A 24,863-nucleotide genomic window follows, 5' to 3' on the forward strand; every position below is an offset into this window, starting at 1 on the left:
CCAAGCTCAGCACTGAGGGCTCGCTCGATCAAAGCCTTCTTGAACGCCGCAGAGGCGTCCTCAATGGCTTCAGCGGTCATCGGTCCATCGGTGAATTGCTCGAGCAGCTCTTTCGGGATTTTCGGTAGTTCTCGCAACGCGGGTTTCTTTTTGGTTGGCATACATGCACCTCTTACTCATGTTATGCCCGAACACAAAATTTCTGACACCCCCGGCTGACCCGCTCCCGCAAATACTCAAGCACCGCCCCGCGCTCCCCGGCAAACTCGATCCGCGACCCTTTCTTCTCCCGCTGAAAGGCATACATCGGGTCGTAGTACTCGCGCAGCAACCCTTCGATCCAGCCCCGGTGCAAATCCACCGCACCGCTGCGCCCCTGCTCGGCCAATGCGTCTTCCATCAAGATCAGCATCCGCCGGTGACGTTCGCCGCCCAGGCGTTTCTGCACATTGTTCAGGCTCTCGAGCAAGCGCTCGGCGAACAGCGCAAAACCTTGATCGCCATGCACGTCGATGAACTCCGCGCACAAGTCCACCACGTAATCGCGCAGGATCCGCTCGACCCGCCCTTCCAGGCTGTCTTCCAGCCAGACCATCGGAAACTGCTGCATGCCCTGAAACAGCGGCAATGGCAGCGCGCAGCTGCCGACGGCGCGGCTCTCGTCTTCCAGCACGAATTGCTCGATGCCTTGGGCACGTTTTTTCAGCACGTCCACGGCGAGGCGGTTTTCAAAGTCGATGTTGGAGGGTTGCCCGGTGGCGCGCTTGCCGAAGCTGGAGCCACGGTGATTGGCGTGGCCTTCAAGGTCCAGCCCGTTGCGCAGTTGCGTCAGCACTTCGGTCTTGCCGGTGCCGGTCATGCCGCCCAGCAGGACGAAATCACACTGGGCAATCGCTTGATCCAGCGTATCGAGCAGGAAGGTGCGCATGGCCTTGTAGCCGCCGCCGACACGCGGGTACTCGATGCCCGCCTCGTCCTTGAGCCACTGCTGGACAATCTGTGAGCGCAGCCCACCACGGAAACAATACAAATAGCCGTCAGGGTGCGCCCGGGCAAAATCGGCCCAGGCCTGGATGCGTTCGGCCTTGATGGCGCCAGACACCAACTGATGTCCCAGCACGATGGCCGCCTGCTGACCGTGTTGCTTGTAGCAGGTGCCGATGCGTTGCCGCTCGTGATCGTTCATCAGCGGCAGGTTGACCACCCCGGGAAACGAACCCTTGGAAAATTCGACCGGCGCACGGGCGTCCATCATCGGCCGGTCGTTGAGAAAGATGTCGCGGTAATCGGTGCAGTCGGCAAACATCAAAACACCTCGACCGCGTTGCTCTGTCGCTCGACCAGTTCACCGATGGGTTCCAGGTTCAGACCCAGTTCGGCAGCCACGGCGAGGAATTGCTCGTTGCCCTCGGGCGTTACGGCAATCAGCAAGCCACCGCTGGTCTGCGGGTCGCAAAGCACGCGTTTGTGCAGTTCCTGAAGACGGCCGAGCTTGCTCGCATAGCTGTCGAAGTTGCGCAGTGTCCCGCCCGGCACACAGCCTTGTTCGAGGTAGTATTCGACCCCCGGCAGGCGCGGCACACGGTCATATTCAATACGCGCGGTGAGCTGACTGCCGTCCGCCATTTCCACCAGGTGGCCGAGCAGGCCGAAACCGGTGACATCGGTCATCGCGGTCACGCCGTCGAGCTTGCCAAAACGGCTACCGGGTTTGTTCAGGGTGCACATCCAGTCACGGGCCAGGCCAATGTCGCTGTTGCGCAATTTGCCCTTCTTTTCGGCCGTGGTGAGGATGCCGATGCCCAAGGGTTTGGTGAGGTAGAGCAAGCAACCGGCGGTGGCCGTGTCGTTGCGTTTCATGTGGCGTTTTTCTACCAGACCGGTCACGGCGAGGCCAAAGATCGGCTCCGGCGCGTCGATGGAGTGCCCACCCGCCAACGGAATGCCCGCCGCGTCGCACACCGAACGCCCGCCGCGAATTACTTCCCGGGCAATCTCTGGCGCCAGCACGTTGACCGGCCAGCCCAGAATCGCAATCGCCATCAACGGATCGCCGCCCATGGCGTAGATGTCGCTGATGGCATTGGTGGCGGCAATACGCCCGAAATCGAATGGATCATCGACGATTGGCATGAAAAAGTCGGTGGTCGAAACCACACCGCGTTCTTCATCGATGGCGTACACCGCCGCGTCATCACGCGAGGCATTGCCGACCCAGAGCTTCGGATCAAGGTTCTGCGCCCCGCTACCGGCCAGAATCACTTCCAGTACTTGAGGGGAGATCTTGCAACCGCATCCAGCGCCGTGGCTGTATTGGGTCAGGCGAATTGGTTCGCTCATCAGGGGAGCCTCATGGGGTCAATGAGGCCGATTCTAACAGAGCGAGGCATACGCAAGGCGTTACGCAACCACGGACCCTGTGGGAGCGGGTCAGGGCAGCAGGATCACTTTATCGCCACGTCCCTGATTCACCTCGGCATAACGCTCCAGCCCTTCGGCCAATGGCGACTCCAGCAACCCTTGTGGCAATGGCAACAAATCCTCATCGAAGAACTTGCCGAACTGATCGAGCATCGCCGCGCAGGCCTGCACGCCATACAACAACGAATTGATCCCGACCACCGAGCCGCCCTTGCGATACAAACCCAGGGCTGGCAATTGCACATGACCGTCCACCGGCGCGGCAATGATCGCAATACGGCCGAAGGTTGCCAGGGCCGCAACCGATGCAGGCAGCCAGAAACCGGTGGTGTCGAAAATCACTTCGGCGCCACCGGCATACACGGCGTTGACCTGCGCGCCGAGGTCTTCAGGCTTGTCCAACTGAATCGTCTGATAACCCTGAGCCTGCAAGTCCTTGACCTGTTCCGGTCGTCGCGCCGCTGCCAGCACCCGGGCGCCCCGCACCTTGGCCAGCGCCAGCGCGGCACTGCCGACCGCCCCGCCACCGATCACCAGCAACGTTGTCCCGGCCGTTACCAGGCTGCGCTCCAGCGCATCCCATGCCGTGGTGTAAGGCACGCCGAGGCTGGCGGCCTGGGCGAAACTCAGGTGAACAGGCTTGAGCGCCACGCCATTGGCCGGCAATTTGACGAACTGCGCATGGGTGCCGTCGGCAAAAAAGCCCAGCTGCCGCCCGGTGCCCCAAACCTCCTGACCGATCAACGCCTGCGGGCCTGCCACCACCACGCCGGCAAAGTCACGTCCCGGGATGCGCGGCAGCGTGGTGTAGGGAAAGCGCCCCAGCACATTCTTCACATCGCTGGGGTTGAGGCCCGCGGCCTTGATCTCGACCAGCACTTCATCGGCGCCAGGAACGGGCGTGGCCACGTCAACGTAGCGCAGGGCCGAGAGGTCGCCGGTTTTATCGAACTGCAATGCTTTCATGGGTACATCCATCGAACAGGGATGTACCGATTCTAGAGATCAGTGTCGGCGAGCATCGGCCAAGTGCTTCTGAATATCGGCCAAAGCATCGTTTCAGCCGTGGCATTGCGCCAAGGCAAACTGCGAAGGCGTGCCCCCCAGTTCCCGGCGGAACATGTCGCTGAAGCTGCTCGGCGAATAGCCCAACGCCCGGGCAATCGCACTGACCGGCACGCCCTGAATCAGCTCGGCCACCGCCGTCACCAGTTGCACCTGACGCCGCCACTCGGCGAAGCCCATGCCCAGACCGTCCTTGAACAACCGCGCCAGGGTGCGCACGCTGGCCCCGGCGTTTTCTGCGTGCTGCTCGAAGGGAATGTCCAGCGAAGGCGCGGCCATGACCGCCTGACACAGATTCATCAGCCGTCGGTCGGAACCGTCCGGCAGCGGGATTTTCAGCTGTGAGCGTTTCGCTCGCTTGAGTTCCAGCAACGCCAGGCCCACCAATGCCTCGTAATACTCCGGCGCACCGTCGTCGCCCTGCTCCACCAGGCCGACGATCAGCTCGCGCAGCAACCCGCCGACTTCGATGACCTGCACACTGTCATCCAGCGTCGCCGCCAGGGACGGGCGCAGGTAGATGTTGCGCATTTGCAGGTCCGACACCACGCGAATCCCGTGGGGAACGCCGGGCGGCAACCAGACGGCCCGTTGTGGCGGGACCACCAATGCCTCGTGCGGCGTCTCGACCCACATCACGCCGCTCATCGCATACAGCAGCTGCCCCCAGACATGCTCATGGGGCTCGATGAACAACCCGCGCGGGTAGGTGCGCGCCAGCGGTTGCACGGGCACAGCGGTGTCACTCAGGTCGGGTGGCGTTGCGAGGGCCATGGTAGCGAGGCGACGAACCGGCCGCCACCGCCCGGCAATCCGAAGGAATTTTCCGGGTGGCAAACGATCCTTCTATGTACAACAGGGAGGAGCAGAGGCTTTATGAACAGCGCAAAACTTTTCGTCATTGAATACACCCTCCATGGCGCACCCAAGTCGTTCATTATCCGTCTGGATAAACTGGACAACGCGGATGCCTGGCATTGGGCGAGTTGTGATGCGGGGGTGGGGCGAATCCCTCGTTTTGGCCGTGAGAAGGTGCAAAAGACCAGCAAACCGATGGCGGAGAAATTCGGGGTAGAGAACGTCAAGTGGCGTTCGGCGAACTAGCGCCCGGCAACCATCGGGAAATGGAGCCTGAACAGGCTCCACTTTCATTCAGGCGGTCAGTGGGCACACTTGCATCCTTGATGGACACATTCTTCACCGTGCTCGTGGTGCTTGGCGCAGGCTTCACAGCAATAGTGCTTGCCGTGTCGCACAATCGGATGCTCGCCGAGCTTGCAGTTGCATTTCGGACAATCGCAGGTGCGGTCATCAGTCATGGAGTCGACTCCTCTGGGTGGTGGTCGTCGGGGTCTCGACAATGCGACCCGTAATACCAGTGTAGAAGTCGGACGCAAAGGCGCTAAGTCACCCCTGGCGCACACTGCTGCGATACATGAACACCAGGGCCAGGCCCAGACAGACCATCGCAAGCAGCCGGCTACTGGATAACTCGATCGCCGGATTGCCCAGCCAGCCAAACTGGTCGATCAGCATGCCCATCCCCAACTGCCCGACGATCACCGCGACGGTCGCCACCGCGGCCCCCACTCGCGGGACAGCTGCGACCATCACCACCATGTAAACCACGCCGAACAGCGCCCCGCCGAGTTGCCATTTCGGTACATCCAACAGGCTTACCGCATGGGCCGGTTCAAAAAACAGAACCAGCAACCCGGTGCTCACGGCGCCCACCACAAAGGTCAGCAAACTGCTGCGCAAGACGCCCACGGTTTCACCGAGACGACCATTGATCGCCGCCTGCACACTCAACACCGCACCGGCCGCAACCACCACGGACAACAGAATTATCAGATTCATCATCAGCCCCGTGCGATCAAGACAAGTGCCGCGACGATCAGCAGCAAGGCCAACCAACGCTCAGCGTTGATCTTCTTCCGGGTGGCACCGAACCAGCCGAAGTGGTCGATCAACACACTCTTGCCGACCTGCCCGGACAGGATGGCGATCATGGTCATTGCAATGCCGATATGCGGCGTGGCCAGGGTCAGCACCACCACGTACATCGGCCCGAGGAATCCGCCGATCAATTGCCAGCGCGGCAACTGACTGAAGGCAGGACCGCGTTGTGGACCGCTGAACAACAACAGCAAAAACAGAATCGCCGAACCGACACCGAAAATGCTCAACGTTGCCCACAGATGCCCGACCTGCCCACCCAATGGTCCGAGCAACCCGGCTTCTACGGACAAACCCATTCCGGCAAGGATCACCAGTGGCAACAGCAGCAAGCGCAGACCGGGGCTGACGGCCGTTGCCGGCATCGCACCCACCTCCAGGGTTGAAGAAGACTGCATGGAAAATTCCTGTGAAAGTGAACAATGGCGCGCATTATCGATTGGCGAAGCTGTGCGATAAATGGGAGCATCCTGACAACACTTTTGCGCAACTCGCACAGCAGGACTTCTTATGCGCGGCCTCAATGAACTGGGATTCAAGGCACTTCGGCTGTTCGTCGCGGTGCTCGATCATGGCAGTTTTTCCGAAGTGGCTCGCCGCGAGGGCCTGGCGCCCTCTTCGATCTCCCGGCAAATCCAGTTGATGGAGCAGGCCCTGAACCAGCAATTGCTCTACCGTCACACCCGCGCCGTCACACCCACCGAAGCGGGGCGCGTGCTCGGTCAGCATGCGCGCCTGGTGCTGGTGCAATTGGAGGAAGCCGAACAGGCGTTGCAGGAACAGCAAAGCGAACCCAGTGGACTGGTGCGCATCAATGCGCCAGTGGTGTTCGGTCAACGGCACCTGAGCCCGTGGCTGGGGCGGTTGTGCGAGCGCTACCCGAAACTGCAGCTGGATATCCAGCAGACCGATCACTATGTCGACCCGTTGCAGGAAGGCGCTGACCTGCTGTTTCGCATCGGTCCGTTGCACGACTCAAGCATGCAGGCGCGGATTCTGGCCCCTCATCGCTTTCAGGTGGCGGCGAGTCCCGCGTACCTCAAACGGCATGGCACGCCACAACATCCCGCCGAACTCGTCGCTCACCACTGCCTGGCGTACAAAGGCGCGACCGGTCAGCAGCGCTGGTTTTTCCGCCAGGCTCAGGAGTGGACCGCTTATTCGGTAAAAGGCCCGATCACCGGTAACCACGCCGACACACTGACCCAAGCCGCCGAGCAAGGCCTGGGGCTGGTGATGTTTCCGTCATGGTTGATCGGCGAGGCGGTACGCGACGGCACGTTGGTACCGGTGCTGGAGGATTATCAGGTGTCCAACAGTCTGGAGCCGCAACAGATCGCCGTGCTTTGGCCGGGCAGCCGGCGTTTGTCGGTGAAGGTCAGGACGGTGATCGATTTCTTTGTGGAGTGTTTTGGTGACGTGCCGTATTGGGACAGACCCTGACGGCTATACCTGTAGGAGCGAGCTTGCTCGCGATGGCGGTCTGTCAGCGAATTAGATGCTGACGGTTTCACCGCCATCGCGAGCAAGCTCGCTCCAACAAGGGGGAACCGGGTTACAGGACCATCGCGGCCACCCAGCCGAACACCAGCAATGGCAGGTTGTAGTGCAGGAACGTCGGGACCACGGTGTCCCAGATGTGATGGTGCTGACCGTCGATGTTCAGGCCGGAAGTCGGGCCGAGGGTCGAGTCCGAAGCAGGCGAACCGGCATCACCCAACGCGCCGGCGGTTCCAACGATGCAGACAATCGCCAACGGACTGAAGCCCAGTTGCACGCACAGCGGCACAAAGATCGCCGCCAGAATCGGCACGGTGGAGAATGACGAGCCGATGCCCATGGTCACCAGCAAACCGACCAGCAACATCAACAATGCACCGATGCCTTTGCTGTGATCGATGTACGACGCCGACGACTCGACCAGCGTTTGCACCTCGCCGGTGGCTTTCATCACTTCGGCAAACCCCGAGGCGGCGATCATGATGAAACCGATCATCGCCATCATCTTCATGCCTTCGGTGAACAGATCGTCGGTGTCACGCCATTTGACGATGCCCGAAGCCGAGAAAATCAGGAACCCGGCCAGCGCGCCGATGATCATCGAGTCCAGCAGCAACTGAATGATGAACGCCGCGGCGATGGCCACGCCGGCGACAATCAGGCTCAACGGGTTGTATTGCACCGCGACCTGCTCGACTTGCTCGATTTTCGCCAGGTCATAGACGCGCTTCTTGCGGTAGCTGATGAACGCGATCAACAGGCCCGCCACCATGCCCAGGGCCGGAATGCCCATGGCGTGGGTTACGTTGACCCCACTGATGTCCACGCCGCTGCGGGCAACGTTGGCCAGCAGGATTTCATTGAGGAAGATGTTGCCGAAGCCCACCGGCAGGAACATGTACGGCGTGATCAGACCGAACGTCATGACGCAGGCGATCAGTCGACGATCCAGTTGCAGCTTGGTCAGCACATATAAAAGTGGCGGTACCAGCAACGGGATAAAGGCGATATGTATCGGCAGGATGTTCTGCGAGGCAATGGCCACCACCCAGAGCAAACCGATCAACAGCCACTTGACCTGACCGCCGCCGGTCGCGTGCTGACGGTCAACCATCGCCAGGGCTTTGTCCGCCAAAGCGTGGGCCAGGCCAGACTTGGCAATCGCCACGGCGAACGCACCGAGCAAGGCGTAGGACAACGCAACCGTCGCGCCGCCGCCCAGGCCGCTGTTGAACGCCTTGAGCGTCGCCTCGATGCCCAGGCCGCCGGTCAGACCACCCACCAGCGCGCCGACGATCAGCGCGATCACCACATGCACGCGGGACAGGCTGAGGACCAGCATGACGCCAACCGCGGCAATTACTGCATTAATCATCGTTACCTCTGAGCAAGCGAAAAGAGTCCGGCCGGCAGTCTGTGTAAGCCGCCAGCAGATTGAAATATGGGTTTTATTAGAGGGCGCGCACTTTGCCGCACAGCGGCTCCGGTGTCAAAGCAGTAGAGCTCAGACTGATTACCCTGTGGCGAGGGAGCTTGCTCCCGCTCGGCTGTGCAACAGTCGTAATTCAGGCGCAGGAAGGGCCGCTTCGCGCCCCAGCGGGAGCAAGCTCCCTCGCCACAATATCTGTAACAAGGCTTATTTGAACGGTTGGATAAAGAAAGCCGAATGACGGCCGTTACAGTGCAAAGTCTCAGATATTTATCGAATAAAGGACTCCTCCATGTCACTCAGACAACTTTCCATTCAATGGAAAATCACCCTGCTGGCCGGGCTCTGCCTGGCCGGTGTCGTGACCCTGCTGGTGGGTCTTTCGCTGTATCGCATGGAGCACAGCTCCGCGCTGGTGAAAGCCTCGAGCATGGAGATGTTGAACGTATCGGCTCAGGCGCGGATCGAGTCCCAGGGCGAAAATCAGGCGCTGGGCATTCGCCAGCAGTTCATGGACGCGTATCAGTACGGGCATGGTTTTTCACGCCAGGTGCTGTTTCTGCGCGACCAGGCCGAGAAGCGTTTTCTCGATGCCTTCGACCTGCGCGAAGACCTGACCCGTCAGGTCAAGTCGGCCCTGCAAGCCAACCCGGAACTGCTCGGCCTGTCGCTGGTGTTCGAACCCAATGGGCTGGACGGCAAGGACGAGTTGTTCAGCGGTCAGGCGGATCTGGGCAGCAACGACAAGGGCCGTTTTGCCCTGTACTGGTCGCAACCGACGCCAGGCAAAGTGACCTCCATGGCCCTGCCGGAATCAGACATGGCCGACACCCGCACCGGCCCCAGCGGTGAACCGGCCAACGCCTGGTTCACGTGCCCTCGCACAACGCTCAAGCCGTGCGTGATCGAACCGTACTTCTATGAGATCGACGGCCAGAACGTGCTGATGACCAGTATCGTTTTCCCGCTGATGGTCAACGGCAAGGTGATTGCCTCGCTGTCGGTGGACATCAACCTCAACAGCCTGCAAACCCTCAGTCAGGGCGCGAGCAAAAAACTCTACGACGGCCAGACCAACGTCAGCATCATCAGCCCGGCCGGTTTGCTGGCCGGTTACAGCCCAGACGCCAGCAAACTCAGCCAGCGTCTGGATGCCGTCGACAAGACCAGCGGTACCGAGTTGCTGCACCTGCTCGCCACCAGCAGCGCGACCACCAGCCTGCACAGCAATCAACAACTGAAAGTGCTGGCGCCGTTCCAGCCGATTCCGGGCGGAAAGTCCTGGGGTGTACTGCTCGATGTACCGGAGAAGGTCCTGGTCGGACCCGCCGAAGCGCTGAAAAAACAACTGGATGAAAGCAACGCCGCCGGCACCCTGATGGAACTCGGCCTTGGCGCGCTCGCGGCGCTGATCGGCTTGTTGCTGGTGTGGTTGATGGCCCGCAGCGTGACCAAACCGATTCTCGGCGTGGCGCACATGCTCGAAGACATTGCCAGCGGCGAAGGTGACCTGACCCGGCGCCTGGCCTATGACAAAAAAGATGAACTGGGCCAGTTGGCCGGCTGGTTCAACCGTTTCCTCGACAAGCTGCAACCGATCATTGCCGACGTCAAACGCTCGGTGCAGGACGCCCGCAGCACCGCTGACCAGTCCTCCGCCATCGCCGCCCAGACCAGCGCCGGCATGGAGCAGCAATACCGTCAGGTGGATCAGGTGGCCACCGCGTCCCACGAAATGAGCGCCACCGCCCAGGACGTCGCCCGCAGCGCCGCGCAAGCGGCCCACGCCGCCCGCGATGCCGATCAGGCGACCCGCCAGGGGTTGACCGTGATCGACCGCACCACCGCCAGCATCGACAACCTCGCCGCCGACATGAGCGCGGCAATGGTTCAAGTCGAAGGCCTGGCGGCCAACAGCGAAAAAATCGGTTCAGTGCTGGAAGTGATCCGCGCCATCGCCGAACAGACCAACCTGCTGGCGCTCAACGCCGCGATCGAGGCGGCCCGGGCCGGTGAAGCTGGACGCGGATTCGCCGTGGTGGCCGACGAAGTACGCAATCTGGCGCGGCGAACCCAGGAATCCGTAGAAGAAACCCGCGTGGTGATCGAACAACTGCAAACCGGCACCCAAGAGGTGGTGGGTTCGATGAGCAACAGCCATCGCCAGGCCCAGGGCAGCGTCGAGCAAGTCGGTCAGGCCGTGACGGCACTGCGCCAGATCGGCGACGCGGTCACGGTGATCAACGACATGAACATGCAGATCGCCAGCGCCGCCGAAGAACAGAGCGCTGTGGCCGAGGAGATCAACAATAACGTCGCGACCATTCGTGACGTGACCGAGTCGCTGTCGGGCCAGGCCAACGAATCGGCACGGGTCAGCCAGTCACTCAACAGCCTGGCCAATCAGCAGCAGAGCTTGATGGATCAGTTCCGCGTTTAAGCCTGCTACTGCAACGTTAACTACTGTAGGAGCGAGCTTGCTCGCTCCTACAGGTTTTGTGTCCGCACTCAATGATGGCGAGTGGATATCTACCAAAACCTGATTAAGCTTCAAGGAACCTTGCAGCGATGCCAGGCGTCCACCTGCATGCAGGCTTCGCGCAATCCGTAATCCGATGACATCAGCCCCAGGGCCAGGGTGCGGCAACAATTGAGAGGTACTCCGGCCTAAAACAAGCACTACGGAGAACACTCATGGCGGCAATCGACAATACAACCACGGGCAGCACACCCAATCGCGGGATCACCAAGGAGGAGCGCAAGGTCATCTTCGCCTCGTCGTTGGGCACCGTGTTCGAGTGGTACGACTTTTACCTGTACGGCTCCCTCGCCGCGATCATCGCCAAGCACTTCTTCGCCGGCGTCAACGAGACCACTTCCTTCATCTTTGCATTGCTCGCCTTCGCCGCAGGCTTTGCCGTCCGGCCTTTCGGGGCAATTGTGTTCGGGCGACTGGGCGACATGATCGGGCGCAAACACACCTTCCTCATCACAATCGTGATCATGGGTGTTTCCACGGCTGTGGTGGGCTTGCTGCCGGGCTACGCGACCATTGGCGTGGCGGCACCGGTCATACTGATTACCCTGCGCTTGCTGCAAGGTCTGGCGTTGGGCGGTGAGTACGGCGGCGCGGCGACCTACGTGGCCGAACATGCGCCCAAAGGCAAACGGGGTTTTTTCACCTCATGGATTCAGACCACTGCGACCCTCGGCCTGTTTTTGTCCCTATTGGTGATCCTCACCTGCCGCACCGTGTTGGGCACTGAAGCCTTCGAAGCCTGGGGCTGGCGCATCCCTTTCCTGCTGTCGATCCTGCTGCTGATTGTCTCGGTGTACATCCGCTTGCAGCTCAACGAATCGCCGGTGTTCCTGAAAATGAAGGCCGAAGGCAAATCGTCGAAGGCACCGCTGACCGAATCCTTCGCGCGCTGGGATAACCTGAAGATCGTGATCATGGCCCTGCTCGGCGGCACCGCCGGCCAGGCCGTTGTCTGGTACACCGGGCAGTTCTATGCGCTGTTCTTCCTGTTGCAGACGCTGAAGATCGACCCGCAGACCGCGAACTTGCTGATTGCCGGCTCGCTGCTGATCGGCACGCCGTTCTTCGTCATCTTCGGCAGCCTGTCCGACCGCATCGGGCGCAAGGGCATCATCATGGCCGGGTGCATCATCGCGGCCCTGACCTACTTCCCGATCTTCCATGCGTTGACTCAGTACGGTAACCCCGACGTGTTCATCGCGCAGGAGAAGAACCCGGTCACGGTGGTCGCCAATCCCGATCAGTGCTCGTTCCAGTTCGACCCGGTGGGCAAGGCCAAATTCACCAGTTCCTGCGACCTGGCCAAGACCGTGTTGGCCAAACGGGCCATCCCCTACAAGAACGTGAAGGCCGAGCCGGGCACCGTGGCACAAGTGCGCATTGGCGAGAACGTGATCCAGAGCTTCGAGGGCACCGGCATGCCGGCCGCCGACTTCAAGGCCCAGAACGATGCCTTCACCGCGAACCTCGCCAAGGCCCTAAAGGACGCCGGTTACCCAGAGAAGGCCGATCCGGCCAAGACCAACTATCCGATGGTGCTGCTGCTCCTGACCATCCTGGTGATCTACGTGACCATGGTCTACGGGCCGATTGCCGCGTGGCTGGTGGAACTGTTTCCGGCGCGCATCCGCTACACCTCGATGTCTCTGCCTTATCACATCGGTAACGGCTGGTTCGGTGGGTTCCTGCCGACAGTGGCATTCGCCATGGTGGCGGCCACGGGGGATATCTACTACGGGCTGTGGTACCCGATCGTCATCGCGGTGATGACGGCCGTGCTGGGGATTTTCTTCATGCCCGAAACCAAGGATCGGGAGATTCATCACACCTGAGACAGGGCGTGAAAAAATCCTGTGGCGAGGGAGCTTGCTCCCGCTGGGGTGCGAAGCGGCCCCAAAAAAGGGACTGCTACGCAGTCCAGCGGGAGCAAGCTCCCTCGCCACAAGGTGTTTTTATGATGGTGATTCAGGTAGCTGTCGAATTTAGCGCTTCGGCAATTCGATCAGCACTTTCAACCCGCCCCACTCGCTCTCCAGCAGCGACAACCGGCCGCCCCAGGTGTCAACGATGTCGCGCACGATGCCCAACCCCAACCCATGCCCGTCGGTTTGCTCGTCCAGCCGCGTGCCGCGACTGAACACCTGATCGCGGCGATTTTCGGGAATGCCCGGGCCATCGTCTTCAACGCTGAGTTCGAACGCCTCGGCCGTCTCGACAACGCTCAGCCGCACTTCGGCATCCGCCCATTTGCAAGCGTTGTCCAGCAAGTTGCCCAGCAGTTCCAGCAAGTCTTCGCGATCCCACGGCAACTGCAAACCGGCCGGTGCGCGATAACTCAACGCCAGATGTTCGCCGTGGATCATGTTCAAGGTTGCGAGCAATCCCGGCAGTTCAGCGTCGCAATCAAACAGCGCCCCCGGCAGCGCATCGCCGGACAGCCGCGCCCGATTGAGCTCGCGATTGAGCCGCTGCTGGACTTGCTCCAGTTGCTGCTTGAGGACTTTACGCAGTTGCGGGTGCGCATCGAGTTGTTCGCTTGAGGCCAGGCTCAACAACACCGCCAGCGGCGTCTTCAGGGCATGACCGAGATTGCCCAAGGCATTGCGCGAGCGCTTGAGACTGTCTTCGGTGTGCGCCAGCAAATGGTTGATCTGCGCCACCAGCGGTTCCAGCTCCACCGGCACTTGATCATCGAGTTGCGAACGCTGGCCCTGCTGCAACTGCGCGATTTGCTCGCGGGCCTTTTCCAGCGGTCGCAAGGCGCGGCGCACGGTGATGCGCTGCAGCAGCAAAATCAGCAGCAAGCCCGCCAGTCCGAGCGCCAGACCCAGTTGCTGCATACGCCGGAAGCTCTCGCGCACGGGCGTGTAATCCTGCGCGACGCTGATGGAAATCGATTGACCGAGGCGCCGATAGTCCGTGCGCAACACCAACAGTTGCTGCCCTTCGGGCCCCAGTTGCAGATTGCTGTGCAGGCCCGGCTGATCGAGTTGCGGCAGTTCCTGGTCCCACAACGAACGAGAGCGCCAATGGTTGTCGGCAAAGTCGATGCGGAAATAATGCCCGGAGAATGGCCGCTGATAGGCCGGCGACAGGTGCCGCTCGTCCAGCTGCAAGCCTTGCGGGCCTCGCACCAGCGCCAGCAGCAGGCTCTCGCTGTCGTTGCGCAGCCCGGCTTCGAGGTAGCGCTGCAAACCCATTTCGAACAGCCACAAACTTGATTGCGCCAGCACCAGGCCGACGATCACCATCACGCTGATCAAACCCAGACTCAAGCGGCGCTGGATCGACCTCACCGGGCTTGCCCACCGAACAGATAACCCTGGCCACGACGGGTTTCGATCACGCTTTTGCCGAGTTTGCGCCGCAAGTGGTTAACGTGGACTTCCAGCACATTGGAATCGCGCTCGGTTTCGCCGTCGTAAAGGTGCTCGGCGAGATGGCTTTTGGAGAGGATCTGCTCGGGGTGCAGCATGAAATAACGCAGCAAGCGAAATTCCGCAGCTGTCAGTTGAATGTCGGCGCCGTCGCGGACTACGCATTGACGACCTTCGTCCAGATGCAGCCCGGCAGCCTGGAGGGTCGGTTGATTGACCTGCCCGTGGGAGCGGCGCAACAGCGCCTGAATGCGCAAATGCAGCTCTTCGGGATGGAACGGTTTGGTCAGGTAATCGTCGGCACCGGCCTTGAGCCCTTCGATGCGTTCAGCCCAGGAACCGCGTGCGGTCAAAATCAGCACCGGGGTCGCCAGGCCGCCCGCTCGCCATTGCGCCAGTACGTCCAGCCCCGGCATCCCCGGCAAACCGAGGTCGAGGATGATCAGGTCATACGGCTCGGTGCTGCCCTGATGCACCGCATCGCGCCCGTCGGCCAACCAGTCCACGGCATAGCCCTGACGGTTGAGGCCGGCCAACAGTTCGTCCGCGAGGGGGACGTGGTCTTCCACCAGGAGCAAACGCATCGGTCAATCTTCCTTGTCTTTGATCAGTTGGCCGGTGGTGGCGCTGAAGTCCAGTTCGCGGACCACGCCTTCGGCGGTCAGCAACTCGACTTCATAAATGTAGACGTCGTGCTTCTGTTCAAGCTCGGCTTCCAGCAGTTTCGCGTCGGGGTAGCGGTCCAGTGCCTGCTGCAGCAATTGCTCCAGCGGCATGATCACACCCTGTTGACGCAGGCGCAGGGCTTCGTCCTGATCCAGGTCGCGGGCCATCACCACCGAGCAAAATGCCAGAAGCACCAGGGCGATTCGAGCGCCGGAACATCGGTTTGAAAAAAACACCTTCATTACGAATCCTGATGATCCTTGAGTATCTGCCCGCTGACCGCGTCTAATTCCAGATCCCAGTGAATGCCCTGCGGATCGCGCAGTTCCACCTGGTAGATGTACTTGCCGTACGATTCTTCCAGTTCGGTTTCCGTCACGGTCGAGCCGGGATGTCTGGCCAGTGCGGTGGCGTTGAGTTTCTCGAAAGACACAATGGTACCAGCGTCACGCAGTCTCAGGGCTTCATCAGGGCCAAGGTCACGGGCGTGGGTAACACTGGCGGCCAAGCCGATGATGGACGCGGTGAACAGGGCAGTCAGGGTTTTCATGGGTGTCTCCGTATTCTTTTCGGTGTTGCGTACGCGAGCCACGTTAACTGGATGAACTTAATTGAAACTGAATGGCCATCATTGGCCACATCCAACCCCCTGTAGGAGCTGCCGCAGGCTGCGATCTTTTTCTCGATTTCACTTGAGTCGTCAGCAAAAACTTCCAAAGATCGCAGCCTTCGGCAGCACCTACACAGACACAGAGACCGGTATGACCGCCATCCACATCAAGTTTCCTTCACTGACGATCAAGGCCGGACCGCGTGCTTTGGCGCGTATCCGTGAAAACGGCCTGAACGCCGCCGACGTCGGCACCCTGCCCGGCGCGGCGGGCGGGCCGAAGGCGCTGGGGATTCAAGGTCTGGACCTGGCACTGTTCGGCGAGTGGTTGCCGTCGGCGCCCCGGGAGCGGTCGCTGATCGGCGCCTCGGTGGGTTCCTGGCGCTTCGCCAGTGCCTGCCTGCCGGACGCCGCCGAAGGCATCCGGCGCCTCGGGCAGTTGTACACCGAGCAGAACTTCGCCAAAGGCGTGACCATGGCGCAGATCAGCCAGAGCTCGCAGCGCATGCTCGATGACCTGCTTGACGGCCGCGATGCCTCGATCCTCGACAACACCTATTACCGCTTGAACATCATGGTGGTCAAAAGCCACGGTTGGCTCGCGGACGATCATCGCGGGCGGCTGGGTCTGGGACTGTCCTCGGTGATCGCTGACAACCTGCGCGGTCGCGCACGCCTGGCGCGTCACTTCGAACGCCTGATCATCCATGACCCGCGACGGGCACCGCCGGTCGATGCCTTGAACGATTTCCCCTCACGCTTCGTCGCCCTCAACACCGGCAACCTGCGCCAGGCCTTGCTGGCCTCAGGCTCGATCCCGATGGTGATGGAAGGCGTGCGCGACCTGCCGGGTGCCGGCGTTGGCACTTTCCGTGACGGCGGTCTGCTGGACTATCACCTCGACCTGCCCTACAGCGGCAATGACATCGTGCTCTATCCGCACTTCACCGACCGGGTGATCCCCGGCTGGTTCGACAAAACCCTGCCATGGCGCCGCGCCTGCCCGGAACGCCTGCAGAATGTGCTGTTGCTGGCACCGTCGAAGGAATACCTGGCGCGCCTGCCCTACGGCAAGTTACCGGACCGTAATGACTTCAAACGCTTCATGGGCGATGCGCCGGGCCGGCAGAAATACTGGCGTGCGACGATGGATGAAAGCCGTCGCCTGGGTGACGAGTTCCTTGAACTGGCCGCCAACGGTCGCCTTGGCGAACGCTTGCTGACCCTTTAGTCAGGACAAACTGGTAAACTCGCCGCCTGCCCGAATCGCTGCGGCGACGCCACCTGAACAGAGCTGAAAAACATCGTGGAAATTTTCAAAGAGTTTACCTTCGAATCCGCCCACCGCCTGCCCCACGTACCGGACGGCCACAAGTGCGGGCGCCTGCACGGTCACTCGTTCAAAGTGGCGATTCACCTGAGCGGCGATCTTGATCCGCACACCGGCTGGATTCGCGACTTCTCGGAGATCAAGGCGATCTTCAAGCCGCTGTACGAGCGTCTGGACCATAACTACCTGAACGACATCCCCGGCCTGGAAAACCCGACCAGCGAAGTGCTGGCCAAATTCATCTGGACCGAACTCAAGCCGTTGTTGCCGGAACTCAGCGCGATCCGTATCCACGAGACATGCACCAGCGGTTGCATCTATCGCGGCGAGTAACACGGCAAAACAAATGTAAATCCCTGTGGGAGCGAGCCTGCTCGCGATAGCGTCGGCACATTCAACATCAATGTGACAGACAAACGGCTATCGCGAACCGGCTCGCTCCCACAGTCGTTTTACGCTGATCAATGTCACTGGCGGGGAATGCCGCAGTCGGGCTAACGTATCGACTACACGATCTCCAAAAGGACTCACCTCATGCACATCATCAACGCCCGTCTGCGCAACCAGGAAGGCCTGCATGAGTTGCACCTCGAGAACGGACTGATCAGCAACATCGCCCGCCAGACCGAGGCCCCGACCCTGGGGCCGGACGATCTGGACGCCGGCGGCAATCTCGTGGTGCCGCCGTTTGTCGAGCCGCACATTCACCTCGATGCGACCCTGACCGCCGGCGAGCCGCGCTGGAACATGAGCGGTACGTTGTTCGAAGGCATCGAGTGCTGGGGCGAGCGCAAGGTGACGATCACCGAGGAAGACACCAAGACCCGCGCCCGGAAAACCATCCAGAGCCTCGCCGCCCACGGCATCCAGCATATTCGCACCCACGTCGACGTGACCGACCCGCAACTGACGGCCCTCAAAGCCATGCTCGAAGTGCGCGAGGAAAGCCGTCACCTGGTGGACATGCAAATCGTCGCGTTCCCCCAGGAAGGCATCGAGTCGTACCGCAATGGCCGTGAACTGATGGAGGAAGCGATCCGCATGGGCGCGGACGTGGTGGGTGGCATTCCGCACTTCGAGTACACCCGCGATCAGGGCGTCAGTTCGGTGAAGTTCCTCATGGACCTGGCCGAGCGCACTGGTTGCCTGGTGGATGTGCATTGCGACGAAACCGACGACCCGCATTCACGGTTTCTCGAAGTGCTGGCCGAAGAAGCCCGCAGCCGCGACATGGGTTCGCGGGTCACCGCCAGTCACACCACGGCCATGGGCTCTTACGACAACGCCTACTGCGCCAAGCTGTTTCGCCTGCTTGGGCATTCGGGGATCAGTTTTGTCTCCTGCCCCACCGAAAGCATTCACCTGCAAGGTCGCTTTGATAACTTCCCGAAACGCCGGGGCGTGACGCGGGTCAACGAGTTGCTGGAAGCAGGCATGAACGTGTGTTTCGGCCAGGACTCGATCGTCGATCCGTGGTATCCGCTGGGCAACGGCAACATTCTGCGGGTGCTCGAGGCGGGGTTGCACATCTGCCACATGCTTGGGTACCGCAACCTGCAAAGCGCGCTGGACCTGATCACCGACAACAGCGCCAAGGCCATGGCCCTGGGTGACCGCTACGGGTTGGAGCGCGGGCGACCGGCGAACCTGCTGATTTTGTCGGCGGACAGCGACTATGAAGTGATCCGCAGCCAGGGGTTGCCGCTGTATTCAGTGCGCGACGGCAAGGTGTTGATGAAGCGGACGATGCCGGTGGTGGAGTTCAGTGGTCTGAGCTGAGCTGAGCTGAGCTGAGCTTTGCATTGACTGGGTTGGCCCCATCGCGAGCAAGCTCGCTCCTACAGTGGATTTGTGTCGTTCGCAAACCTGTAGGAGCAAGCTTGCTCGCGATAGGGATCTAAAGATCAATCACTCATTCGAGCCGTACCAAACAAGCTCACCCGACTCAACTCTCCCCCTTCCTCTTCCAGCAAAATCGGCGCCGTACCGCCCGGCATCGTCACCTTGACCTCACCGGCGCTGACCCAGCCCACCCGCCAGGCCGCACACGCCACCGCGGTGGCGCTGGTGCCCGAAGAAGCGGTCGGCCCTTCGCCGCGCTCGAACACCCGCGCCTCGATATGCCCCTCGGACAGCCGCATCGCCCATTGCAGATTGATGCCCGCCGGACACGGCTTACCCGCTCCGGACGGCATGGCGTAGGCGATACGGGTCAACCCTTCGCCCAACGCCGCTTCTCGCATCAGCTCATTGCTCGGCAATGCCACGGCGCTGTCCACGAGGGTGACGCAATGGGGATTGCCGACCCGCGCGAACTGACTGCGCGACCAGGCGTCGTTCAATGCCGACAATTGACTGACGTGGCTGAGCTCGCGACCGTTCAACATCACTGTTTCAACCCCGTGAGCGCTGACCGCCGTCGGCCCGAATCCCGGTCGACCCAGATCGAGCCAGAAACCCTTCACGCCATCGACCACTGCGGCTTTCACCGACGTCTGGCCGGGTGAAGGCGTATCCGCCTTGTCGTGATGAACCCTTAGTTCACAGCTTTCGTCCAACAACCCTTGATCGCTGAGGGCCTGGGAAAAAATCGTCAGCCCGTTGCCACTGCGCTCGGCAAAGGTGCCGTCGGTGTTGACGATCAGCAGATCGAAGGGTGACGCGGTCTGAAAAGGCCCGACCAGCAAACCGTCACTGCGATGGTCCTTGGCGCCGGGCGGTTGCGTACCGGGGGGCCAGCTACAAAACATCTCGATGGCTGCCAGCGCCCAGGTCTCGCGATGTTGCGCAGCGTCGCTGGCGTGTTCGGGCAGATCGATTCCCTGGCGGCGCAACGCATCAGGCGCCACCACGATGTAGATATTGCCCCGTGCATCGTAACGTTGCGCCATGGTGTCCTCCGCGTGTCATTGGATGGGCCCAACATATCGCGAAACTGGCAGCGGCTGTGCAACGATGTCGCCCTGCATCACCGCGCAACCAACCGGACACGGAGCGAACCTCAGCGTTTAATCCCTGTCCCTTGGAAACGCGACGTTTTTTTGCCAAGGATTGATATGACCAGCCTCAACTCCCAGACCACATTCGTTCCCGGACGCCTGGAACAAATGTCCACGCGCATCGCATTTTTCATCGCCGGGTTCGGCATCGCCGCGTGGGCGCCGCTGGTGCCTTATGCCAAGGCCCGGGCCGCACTGGATGAAGGCACCCTGGGGCTTTTGTTGTTATGCCTTGGCGTGGGCTCGATGCTGGCGATGCCGCTGGCCGGCATCCTGGCGACGCGCTTCGGTTGTCGACGGATCGCGACCGCCGGGACATTGCTGATCTGCTCCGCCCTGCCGCTGTTGGCGACGGTGTCGTCGATTCCGGCATTGATCGCGGCGCTGTTCATGTTTGGCGCAGGCCTCGGCACGCTGGATTCGACGGTCAATCTGCAAGCGGTGATCATCGAACGCGCCAGCGGCAAGAACATGATGTCGGGGTTCCATGGCTTGTTCAGCCTCGGCGGGATCGCCGGGGCGGCGGGTGTCAGTGCACTGCTCGGCCTTGGCCTTTCACCGCTGAATGCAACACTGGTGGTGAACGTGGTGCTGCTGATCGCACTGGCCAAAGCCGTGCCGCACATGCTGCCCTACGGCAGCGAAAGTTCGGGGCCGGCGTTTGCCGTTCCCCACGGCATCGTGCTGTTTATCGGCGGGATGTGCTTCATCGTGTTTCTCGCCGAAGGCGCGGCGCTGGACTGGAGTGCGGTGTTCCTGGCGCAGGAGCGCGGTATCGACACAGCGTATGCAGGGCTGGGTTACGCGGCGTTTGCCCTGACCATGACGGCGGGCCGCTTGACCGGTGACAAGATCGTGCGACGCCTGGGCGCAACGCGGGTGATGGTATTCGGCGGTTTGGTGGCGGCGGCGGGATTGCTGCTGGCCACCTTCACGCCGAGTTGGGAAGCTGCGCTGGTGGGTTATGCGTTGCTCGGCGCCGGTTGCTCGAACATTGTGCCGGTGCTGTATACGGCCGTGGGCAAACAGACTGTGATGCCCGAGAGCATTGCGGTTCCGGCCATTACTACGCTGGGTTATGCAGGGATTCTGGCGGGCCCGGCATTGATCGGTTTTATCGCCCATGGCAGCAGCTTGAGTTTTGCCTTTGCCTTGATGGCGGTGTTGCTGGTGGCGGTGGCCGTCGGCGGGAAGGTGTTGAAAGTCTGAAAAGCTTCGCCGGCAAGCCAGCTCCTACATTGATGATCGATGACGAAGACAAACAGCGCATTCACCGAAGCCCCCTGGAGCTGGCTTGCCAGCGAAAGCGGTATATCAGGCAACATCTTCGTCGACTGTTAAGCCGTCTTCGCGGGCAAGCCCACTCCCACAGGGAACTGTGTACACCTGAGGGAGCTGGCGAAGGCTTTTAGAATCCGACACTGGCCTGCACAAAAAACGTGCGCGGTGCGCCAACGTACATCCCCGAGTTGTTGTCGCTGGAGCGGGTGAAGTACTGCTTGTCGAAGATGTTTTTCACACCCGCGCCGAGTTTCAGGTTGGACACCTGCGGACCGAAGTCATAGCCGGCGCGCGCGTTCCAGAGTACGTATCCCGGGATGTCGCCGTATTGACCGTCAGCCGTGCCTTCGGTGATGTAGTTGCCGTTGAAGCTGCCGTCGGCGTTCACACCGGTGCCCGGCGAGCGCTGCTTGGACTGGGCGAACGCATCAAGGTTGTAGGTCCAGCGATTGATGTCGTAGCGCAGCCCTGCGGTGGCCACCTGCCGGGAGTAAAACGGCAAGTCACGCCCCTTGAAGCCCGGGATATCGCCTTCGTAAGTGGCGCGGGTATAGGTGAACCCGGCATTGGCGGTCAGGCCGTCCAGCATCGGGTTCAGCGCGGCCATGTCGTAGTGCACGGACGCTTCGATACCCTGGTGCTTGGTCGCGCCGAGGTTGGTCCAGCCCACGTCGTTGCTGATGTATTGCAGTTCGTCATCGAAGTCGATGTAGAACAGCGTCACTTCACCGCCCCAGACGTCATCGTTGTAGCGCGTACCGATTTCGTAGGTCTTGGCCTTTTCCGGCTCCAGGCCGTTGGCCGTGTTGTCGCCAATACCGCCCTGCCCCAGCTGGAAATACTGCAGGGCGCCAAACGAGGTTTCGTAGTTGGCGAACAGTTTCCAGGCATCGGACATGTGGTACATCACGCTCAGGGCCGGCAGCGGCTCGTTGCTTTCGATGCTGCGCTTTTTTTCCTGCACCGGTTTACCGGCGGTGTCGAGTACCGGGCGTTCATGCCAATCGGTGCTGATGTGCTCGAAGCGAATGCCTGGGGTGACCGTCCAGTTGCCCACGTCGATCTTGTTGTCGATGTAGACCGAATTGGCCTCGGTGCCCCCGGTTCGGTCCTGATAGACATGGCCGTCCGCTCCCGGACGCACGACGGGCTCATTGTTGACCAGCGCCACACGGCTGGCCTCCTCGTGCATGGCCTCTTTCAGATAGCGATAACCGACGCTGACTTCCTGGGTGGTCGGGCCCACATCGAAAATATGCGACACCCGCGGTTCGATGCCGAATGTGTAATAGGTGCGCGGATAGGAACTGAGGGTCTTCATGTCACGGGAGGCGATGGTGCTGCCGCGAAAACTGTCGGTGTAGTACGTCAGCACTTCAGCCTGGGTGCGATCGTCGATCTGCCGGATCCACTTGAACGACACATCCTTGCGGCGGCCGCTGAAGCTGTCGTAGTCGCGCACGGACTGGAACGGATCGGCGTCGTATTGCGCCTGGGTCAGGCCGCCGGGCATATCGGCATTGGCGTCGTAGTAGTGAAAATTGAGGCTGAAGTCGTCGTAATCGGTCGGTGCCCAATGGGTCTTGAGGATCACGTCGTCGATGTCGTTGCCGTTGTTGCTTTCACGGTAGCCGTTACCGTTCACACCGGAATACAACAGCGCCACGCCCATGCCGTTGTCGGCGGTGCCGCCCATGAAGGCCGTGTCGATGTGCTTCCAGCCACCGTGCTGGGAGGTTTCCAGGGTGGTGCCGATTTCAGCGGAGGCTTTCTCCGGAATCGCTCGGGTCACGAAGTTGATCACACCACCGACGTTCTGTGGCCCGTAACGCACGGAGCCGGCACCGCGTACCACGTCGATGCTGTCGAGGTTGCCCGAGGAAATCGGTGCCATGGACAGCTGCGGCTGACCGTAAGGCGCGAACGCGGCGGGCACGCCGTCAATCAGCACAGTGGAGCGTGGCGACAGGCGCGACGTCAGGCCGCGCACGCCGACGTTCAGGGAAATGTCGCTGCCACCGGTGCCGTTGGCGTCCTGTACTTGCACGCCGGGGACGCGTTTGAGCACATCACCGACGTTCATCGCGCCCTGTTCGACCATGGCTTCGCGGCGAATCACGGTCCGCGCGCCCGGATGGTTTTGCACCACGGCGGCATCCGCATCGCCGAGCCAGTTGCCGACCACCTTGATGTCGGTCACGCCCAGTTCCAGCGGACCGTTGGCCGCCGAGGACGGTGCTGACATCAAGGTCACCGAACCTTCATCGATCTGATATTGCAAGCCGCTGCCTTGCAGCAACTGACGCAGCGCTTCTTCCGGGGAGATATTGCCGTCCACCGCGGGTGCCTGCTTGCCGGCCACCAGATCGGGGCTGAAGAACACCTGAAGCGAAGTCTGCTGGCCCAACTGGCTCAAGGCCTGTCCCAGGGGTTGCGCCGGAATGTGGATCGCTTCGCCCGCGTGGGCCTGAGGCAGCGCAACGTTGACGGCCAGCGCAAGGACCAGGGGCAACCAGGTGGATTTGTTATTTTTAGCGGTGGATTTCTTCACGTCGAACGTAGTCCTGTGGATCGCAAGAGTGTGCGCCTGTTAATGCAAACCAGTTGCAGTTGAACAGGAAGACGACGAACTCGAAAAAAACCTGAATTTTATTTTGAAATTATTTCCTGGCTGCCGTCATCGAGGGTGCGCACGGCCACCGGCAGGATGTTCGGCAAGGCCTTGAGCAGCGCATCGGTGTTGTCGGATTTGAACACGCTGGTCAGGCGCAGATTGCCCACCGCTGCGCTGCCAACTTTCAGTGGCTTCTCGCGGTAGCGCGAGACCTGCTCGGCAACGTCGGCCAGGCTGGCGTTGTTGAACACCAGTTTGCCGTTGCGCCAGGCCGTCATCTCGGCCGGGTTGACCGCATACGCGTCAGCGACCTTGCCTTGGGCGTCGACATGAGTGCCAAGGCCAGCGGTGAGGTTGATGAATTCACTATCGGCGGCTTCGCGCCCCTGAACCTTGACGGTGCCCTGCTCCACCACCACCCGGGTATCGCGGCTGCCTCGGCGCACATCGAAGCGGGTGCCGGTGACCGTGACCTTGCCGCTGCCGGCCTCGACCACAAAGGGCCGACGGGTGTCGTGTTCGACGCTGAACATCGCCTCGCCCTCGGTCAGCTCGACGCTGCGAAGATTGTTTTCAAAGCGCACCTGAATCCGGCTGCGGCTGTCCAGGTCGACCACCGAGCCATCGGGCAATGCCACATGACGTCGCTCACCCAGGGCTGTGGAAAACGCGGCGGTATACGGTGCCGGGTGATTCAACCCACTGAACAAACCCAGCCCGAGGGCCACGGACAACACACTGGCCGCCACCGCGTAACGCAACACCGGACGGCGCGGGTGGCGCTCCGGTGGCGCTTCACACAAAGCCCGCAATCGCGCGGCCGGCACCAGGTCGGCGGCCGTCCACAACCCCTGGAGCACATCGAGTTCTTTTCGGTGTTGAGGATGTTCATCCAGCCAGACCTGGAACTGGCGACGCACCTCGACATCGACGACCGGTTCCTGCAACCGCACAAACCACTGCGCCGCATCATCGCGAACCGCTGTTTGCCCACACGCGCAATCACGAGTATCCATCATGGAAGTTCCTGTTTGGCTGGGGATGGGAATTCACGCCGAACTCTGGCGCAGGAG

The 24,863-nt window shown here is 61.2% G+C and carries 22 protein-coding genes and 3 pseudogenes; 9 read left to right on the forward strand and 16 right to left on the reverse strand.

What is annotated here, in order from left to right; genetic code table 11:
- The 5 genes and pseudogenes from CKW15_RS17605 to CKW15_RS17625 all read right to left on the reverse strand — a co-directional run.
- Positions 1-161, reverse strand: a pseudogene (locus CKW15_RS17605) (IS256 family transposase); the annotation flags it as partial.
- Positions 162-181: 20 nt separating this feature from the next.
- A complete protein-coding gene (gene mnmH / locus CKW15_RS17610) occupies positions 182-1,306 on the reverse strand; it encodes a tRNA 2-selenouridine(34) synthase MnmH (RefSeq protein WP_095152509.1) in 1,125 nt (374 codons plus the stop codon).
- Complete coding sequence (gene selD, locus CKW15_RS17615; protein WP_095059150.1) at positions 1,306-2,340, reverse strand: selenide, water dikinase SelD; 1,035 nt, start codon at positions 2,338-2,340, stop codon at positions 1,306-1,308. Before selD ends, mnmH begins: the two co-directional genes overlap by 1 nt.
- A gap of 90 nt (positions 2,341-2,430) precedes the next feature.
- Positions 2,431-3,387, reverse strand: coding sequence for a zinc-binding alcohol dehydrogenase family protein (locus CKW15_RS17620; protein ID WP_095059152.1), 957 nt, complete (start codon positions 3,385-3,387; stop codon positions 2,431-2,433).
- A gap of 93 nt (positions 3,388-3,480) precedes the next feature.
- Positions 3,481-4,260 carry a helix-turn-helix transcriptional regulator gene (locus CKW15_RS17625; protein ID WP_095059153.1) on the reverse strand — a complete coding sequence of 260 codons (780 nt, stop codon included), beginning with the start codon at positions 4,258-4,260 and terminating at the stop codon, positions 3,481-3,483.
- Positions 4,261-4,362: 102 nt separating this feature from the next.
- Here CKW15_RS17625 and CKW15_RS17630 point away from each other — a divergent pair, with 102 nt between their 5' ends.
- The gene (locus tag CKW15_RS17630) at positions 4,363-4,590 is read left to right on the forward strand and encodes a DUF6555 family protein (protein WP_095059155.1); all 228 of its coding nucleotides are present in this window, start codon (positions 4,363-4,365) and stop codon (positions 4,588-4,590) included.
- A gap of 56 nt (positions 4,591-4,646) precedes the next feature.
- Here CKW15_RS17630 and CKW15_RS17635 read toward each other — a convergent pair whose 3' ends face one another.
- From CKW15_RS17635 to CKW15_RS17645, 3 genes are all read right to left on the reverse strand, one after another.
- On the reverse strand, positions 4,647-4,805 hold the full coding sequence (locus CKW15_RS17635) for a metallothionein (protein WP_082344443.1): 159 nt from the start codon (positions 4,803-4,805) through the stop codon (positions 4,647-4,649).
- A gap of 88 nt (positions 4,806-4,893) precedes the next feature.
- Positions 4,894-5,349, reverse strand: coding sequence for a DMT family transporter (locus tag CKW15_RS17640; RefSeq protein ID WP_095059157.1), 456 nt, complete (start codon positions 5,347-5,349; stop codon positions 4,894-4,896).
- The gene (locus tag CKW15_RS17645; RefSeq protein ID WP_095059159.1) at positions 5,349-5,843 is read right to left on the reverse strand and encodes a DMT family transporter; all 495 of its coding nucleotides are present in this window, start codon (positions 5,841-5,843) and stop codon (positions 5,349-5,351) included. Before CKW15_RS17645 ends, CKW15_RS17640 begins: the two co-directional genes overlap by 1 nt.
- A gap of 112 nt (positions 5,844-5,955) precedes the next feature.
- Here CKW15_RS17645 and CKW15_RS17650 point away from each other — a divergent pair, with 112 nt between their 5' ends.
- Positions 5,956-6,888 (forward strand): LysR family transcriptional regulator, encoded by a 933-nt coding sequence (locus CKW15_RS17650; protein ID WP_095059160.1) that lies wholly within the window; start codon positions 5,956-5,958, stop codon positions 6,886-6,888.
- Between the two features lie 112 nt (positions 6,889-7,000).
- Here CKW15_RS17650 and CKW15_RS17655 read toward each other — a convergent pair whose 3' ends face one another.
- On the reverse strand, positions 7,001-8,317 hold the full coding sequence (locus tag CKW15_RS17655; protein WP_177408835.1) for a Na+/H+ antiporter family protein: 1,317 nt from the start codon (positions 8,315-8,317) through the stop codon (positions 7,001-7,003).
- 568 nt (positions 8,318-8,885) lie between these two features.
- Between CKW15_RS17655 and CKW15_RS29115 the strand changes: the two are divergent.
- The 3 genes and pseudogenes from CKW15_RS29115 to CKW15_RS17665 form a co-directional block, all read left to right on the forward strand.
- A pseudogene (locus tag CKW15_RS29115) lies at positions 8,886-9,956 on the forward strand (HAMP domain-containing protein); the annotation flags it as partial.
- 264 nt (positions 9,957-10,220) lie between these two features.
- Positions 10,221-10,814, forward strand: a pseudogene (locus CKW15_RS29120) (methyl-accepting chemotaxis protein); the annotation flags it as partial.
- A 254-nt stretch (positions 10,815-11,068) separates the two neighbouring features.
- The gene (locus CKW15_RS17665; RefSeq protein WP_095059167.1) at positions 11,069-12,745 is read left to right on the forward strand and encodes an MFS transporter; all 1,677 of its coding nucleotides are present in this window, start codon (positions 11,069-11,071) and stop codon (positions 12,743-12,745) included.
- A gap of 150 nt (positions 12,746-12,895) precedes the next feature.
- On the opposite strand, the gene CKW15_RS17670 is transcribed toward CKW15_RS17665, so the two are convergent.
- The 4 genes from CKW15_RS17670 to CKW15_RS17685 are packed head-to-tail and all read right to left on the reverse strand — an operon-like array spanning position 12,896 to position 15,506.
- Positions 12,896-14,209 carry a sensor histidine kinase gene (locus CKW15_RS17670; protein ID WP_095059169.1) on the reverse strand — a complete coding sequence of 438 codons (1,314 nt, stop codon included), beginning with the start codon at positions 14,207-14,209 and terminating at the stop codon, positions 12,896-12,898.
- Positions 14,206-14,874, reverse strand: a complete 669-nt coding sequence (locus CKW15_RS17675; protein ID WP_095059170.1) for a response regulator transcription factor — start codon at positions 14,872-14,874, stop codon at positions 14,206-14,208. Before CKW15_RS17675 ends, CKW15_RS17670 begins: the two co-directional genes overlap by 4 nt.
- 3 nt (positions 14,875-14,877) lie before the next feature.
- Positions 14,878-15,198: a PepSY domain-containing protein gene (locus tag CKW15_RS17680; RefSeq protein WP_095059172.1), complete on the reverse strand. Its 321-nt coding sequence runs from the start codon at positions 15,196-15,198 to the stop codon at positions 14,878-14,880.
- The gene (locus CKW15_RS17685; RefSeq protein WP_095059173.1) at positions 15,198-15,506 is read right to left on the reverse strand and encodes a PepSY domain-containing protein; all 309 of its coding nucleotides are present in this window, start codon (positions 15,504-15,506) and stop codon (positions 15,198-15,200) included. Before CKW15_RS17685 ends, CKW15_RS17680 begins: the two co-directional genes overlap by 1 nt.
- A 211-nt stretch (positions 15,507-15,717) precedes the next feature.
- Between CKW15_RS17685 and CKW15_RS17690 the strand changes: the two genes are divergently transcribed.
- The 3 genes from CKW15_RS17690 (at position 15,718) to codA (ending at position 18,675) form a co-directional block, all read left to right on the forward strand.
- Positions 15,718-16,797, forward strand: a complete 1,080-nt coding sequence (locus CKW15_RS17690) for a patatin-like phospholipase family protein (RefSeq protein ID WP_095152510.1) — start codon at positions 15,718-15,720, stop codon at positions 16,795-16,797.
- Positions 16,798-16,872: 75 nt separating this feature from the next.
- Positions 16,873-17,229, forward strand: coding sequence for a 6-carboxytetrahydropterin synthase QueD (gene queD / locus CKW15_RS17695; protein ID WP_095059175.1), 357 nt, complete (start codon positions 16,873-16,875; stop codon positions 17,227-17,229).
- Between the two features lie 201 nt (positions 17,230-17,430).
- Positions 17,431-18,675 carry a cytosine deaminase gene (gene codA / locus CKW15_RS17700; protein WP_095059177.1) on the forward strand — a complete coding sequence of 415 codons (1,245 nt, stop codon included), beginning with the start codon at positions 17,431-17,433 and terminating at the stop codon, positions 18,673-18,675.
- A gap of 125 nt (positions 18,676-18,800) precedes the next feature.
- Here the strand turns inward: codA and CKW15_RS17705 are convergent, their stop codons facing one another.
- Entirely contained in the window at positions 18,801-19,787 is a 987-nt protein-coding gene (locus CKW15_RS17705) for a diaminopimelate epimerase (RefSeq protein ID WP_095059178.1), read from the reverse strand.
- 165 nt (positions 19,788-19,952) lie between these two features.
- Here CKW15_RS17705 and CKW15_RS17710 point away from each other — a divergent pair, with 165 nt between their 5' ends.
- Positions 19,953-21,104, forward strand: coding sequence for an MFS transporter (locus CKW15_RS17710; RefSeq protein WP_095059179.1), 1,152 nt, complete (start codon positions 19,953-19,955; stop codon positions 21,102-21,104).
- Between the two features lie 199 nt (positions 21,105-21,303).
- Here CKW15_RS17710 and CKW15_RS17715 read toward each other — a convergent pair whose 3' ends face one another.
- On the reverse strand, positions 21,304-23,727 hold the full coding sequence (locus CKW15_RS17715) for a TonB-dependent receptor (RefSeq protein ID WP_095059181.1): 2,424 nt from the start codon (positions 23,725-23,727) through the stop codon (positions 21,304-21,306).
- 98 nt (positions 23,728-23,825) lie between these two features.
- Entirely contained in the window at positions 23,826-24,809 is a 984-nt protein-coding gene (locus CKW15_RS17720; RefSeq protein ID WP_095059182.1) for a FecR family protein, read from the reverse strand.
- Between the last annotated feature and the right edge of the window lie 54 nt (positions 24,810-24,863).

Source organism: Pseudomonas sp. Irchel s3b5 (assembly GCF_900187435.1).
In the GTDB taxonomy this organism is placed as follows: domain Bacteria; phylum Pseudomonadota; class Gammaproteobacteria; order Pseudomonadales; family Pseudomonadaceae; genus Aquipseudomonas.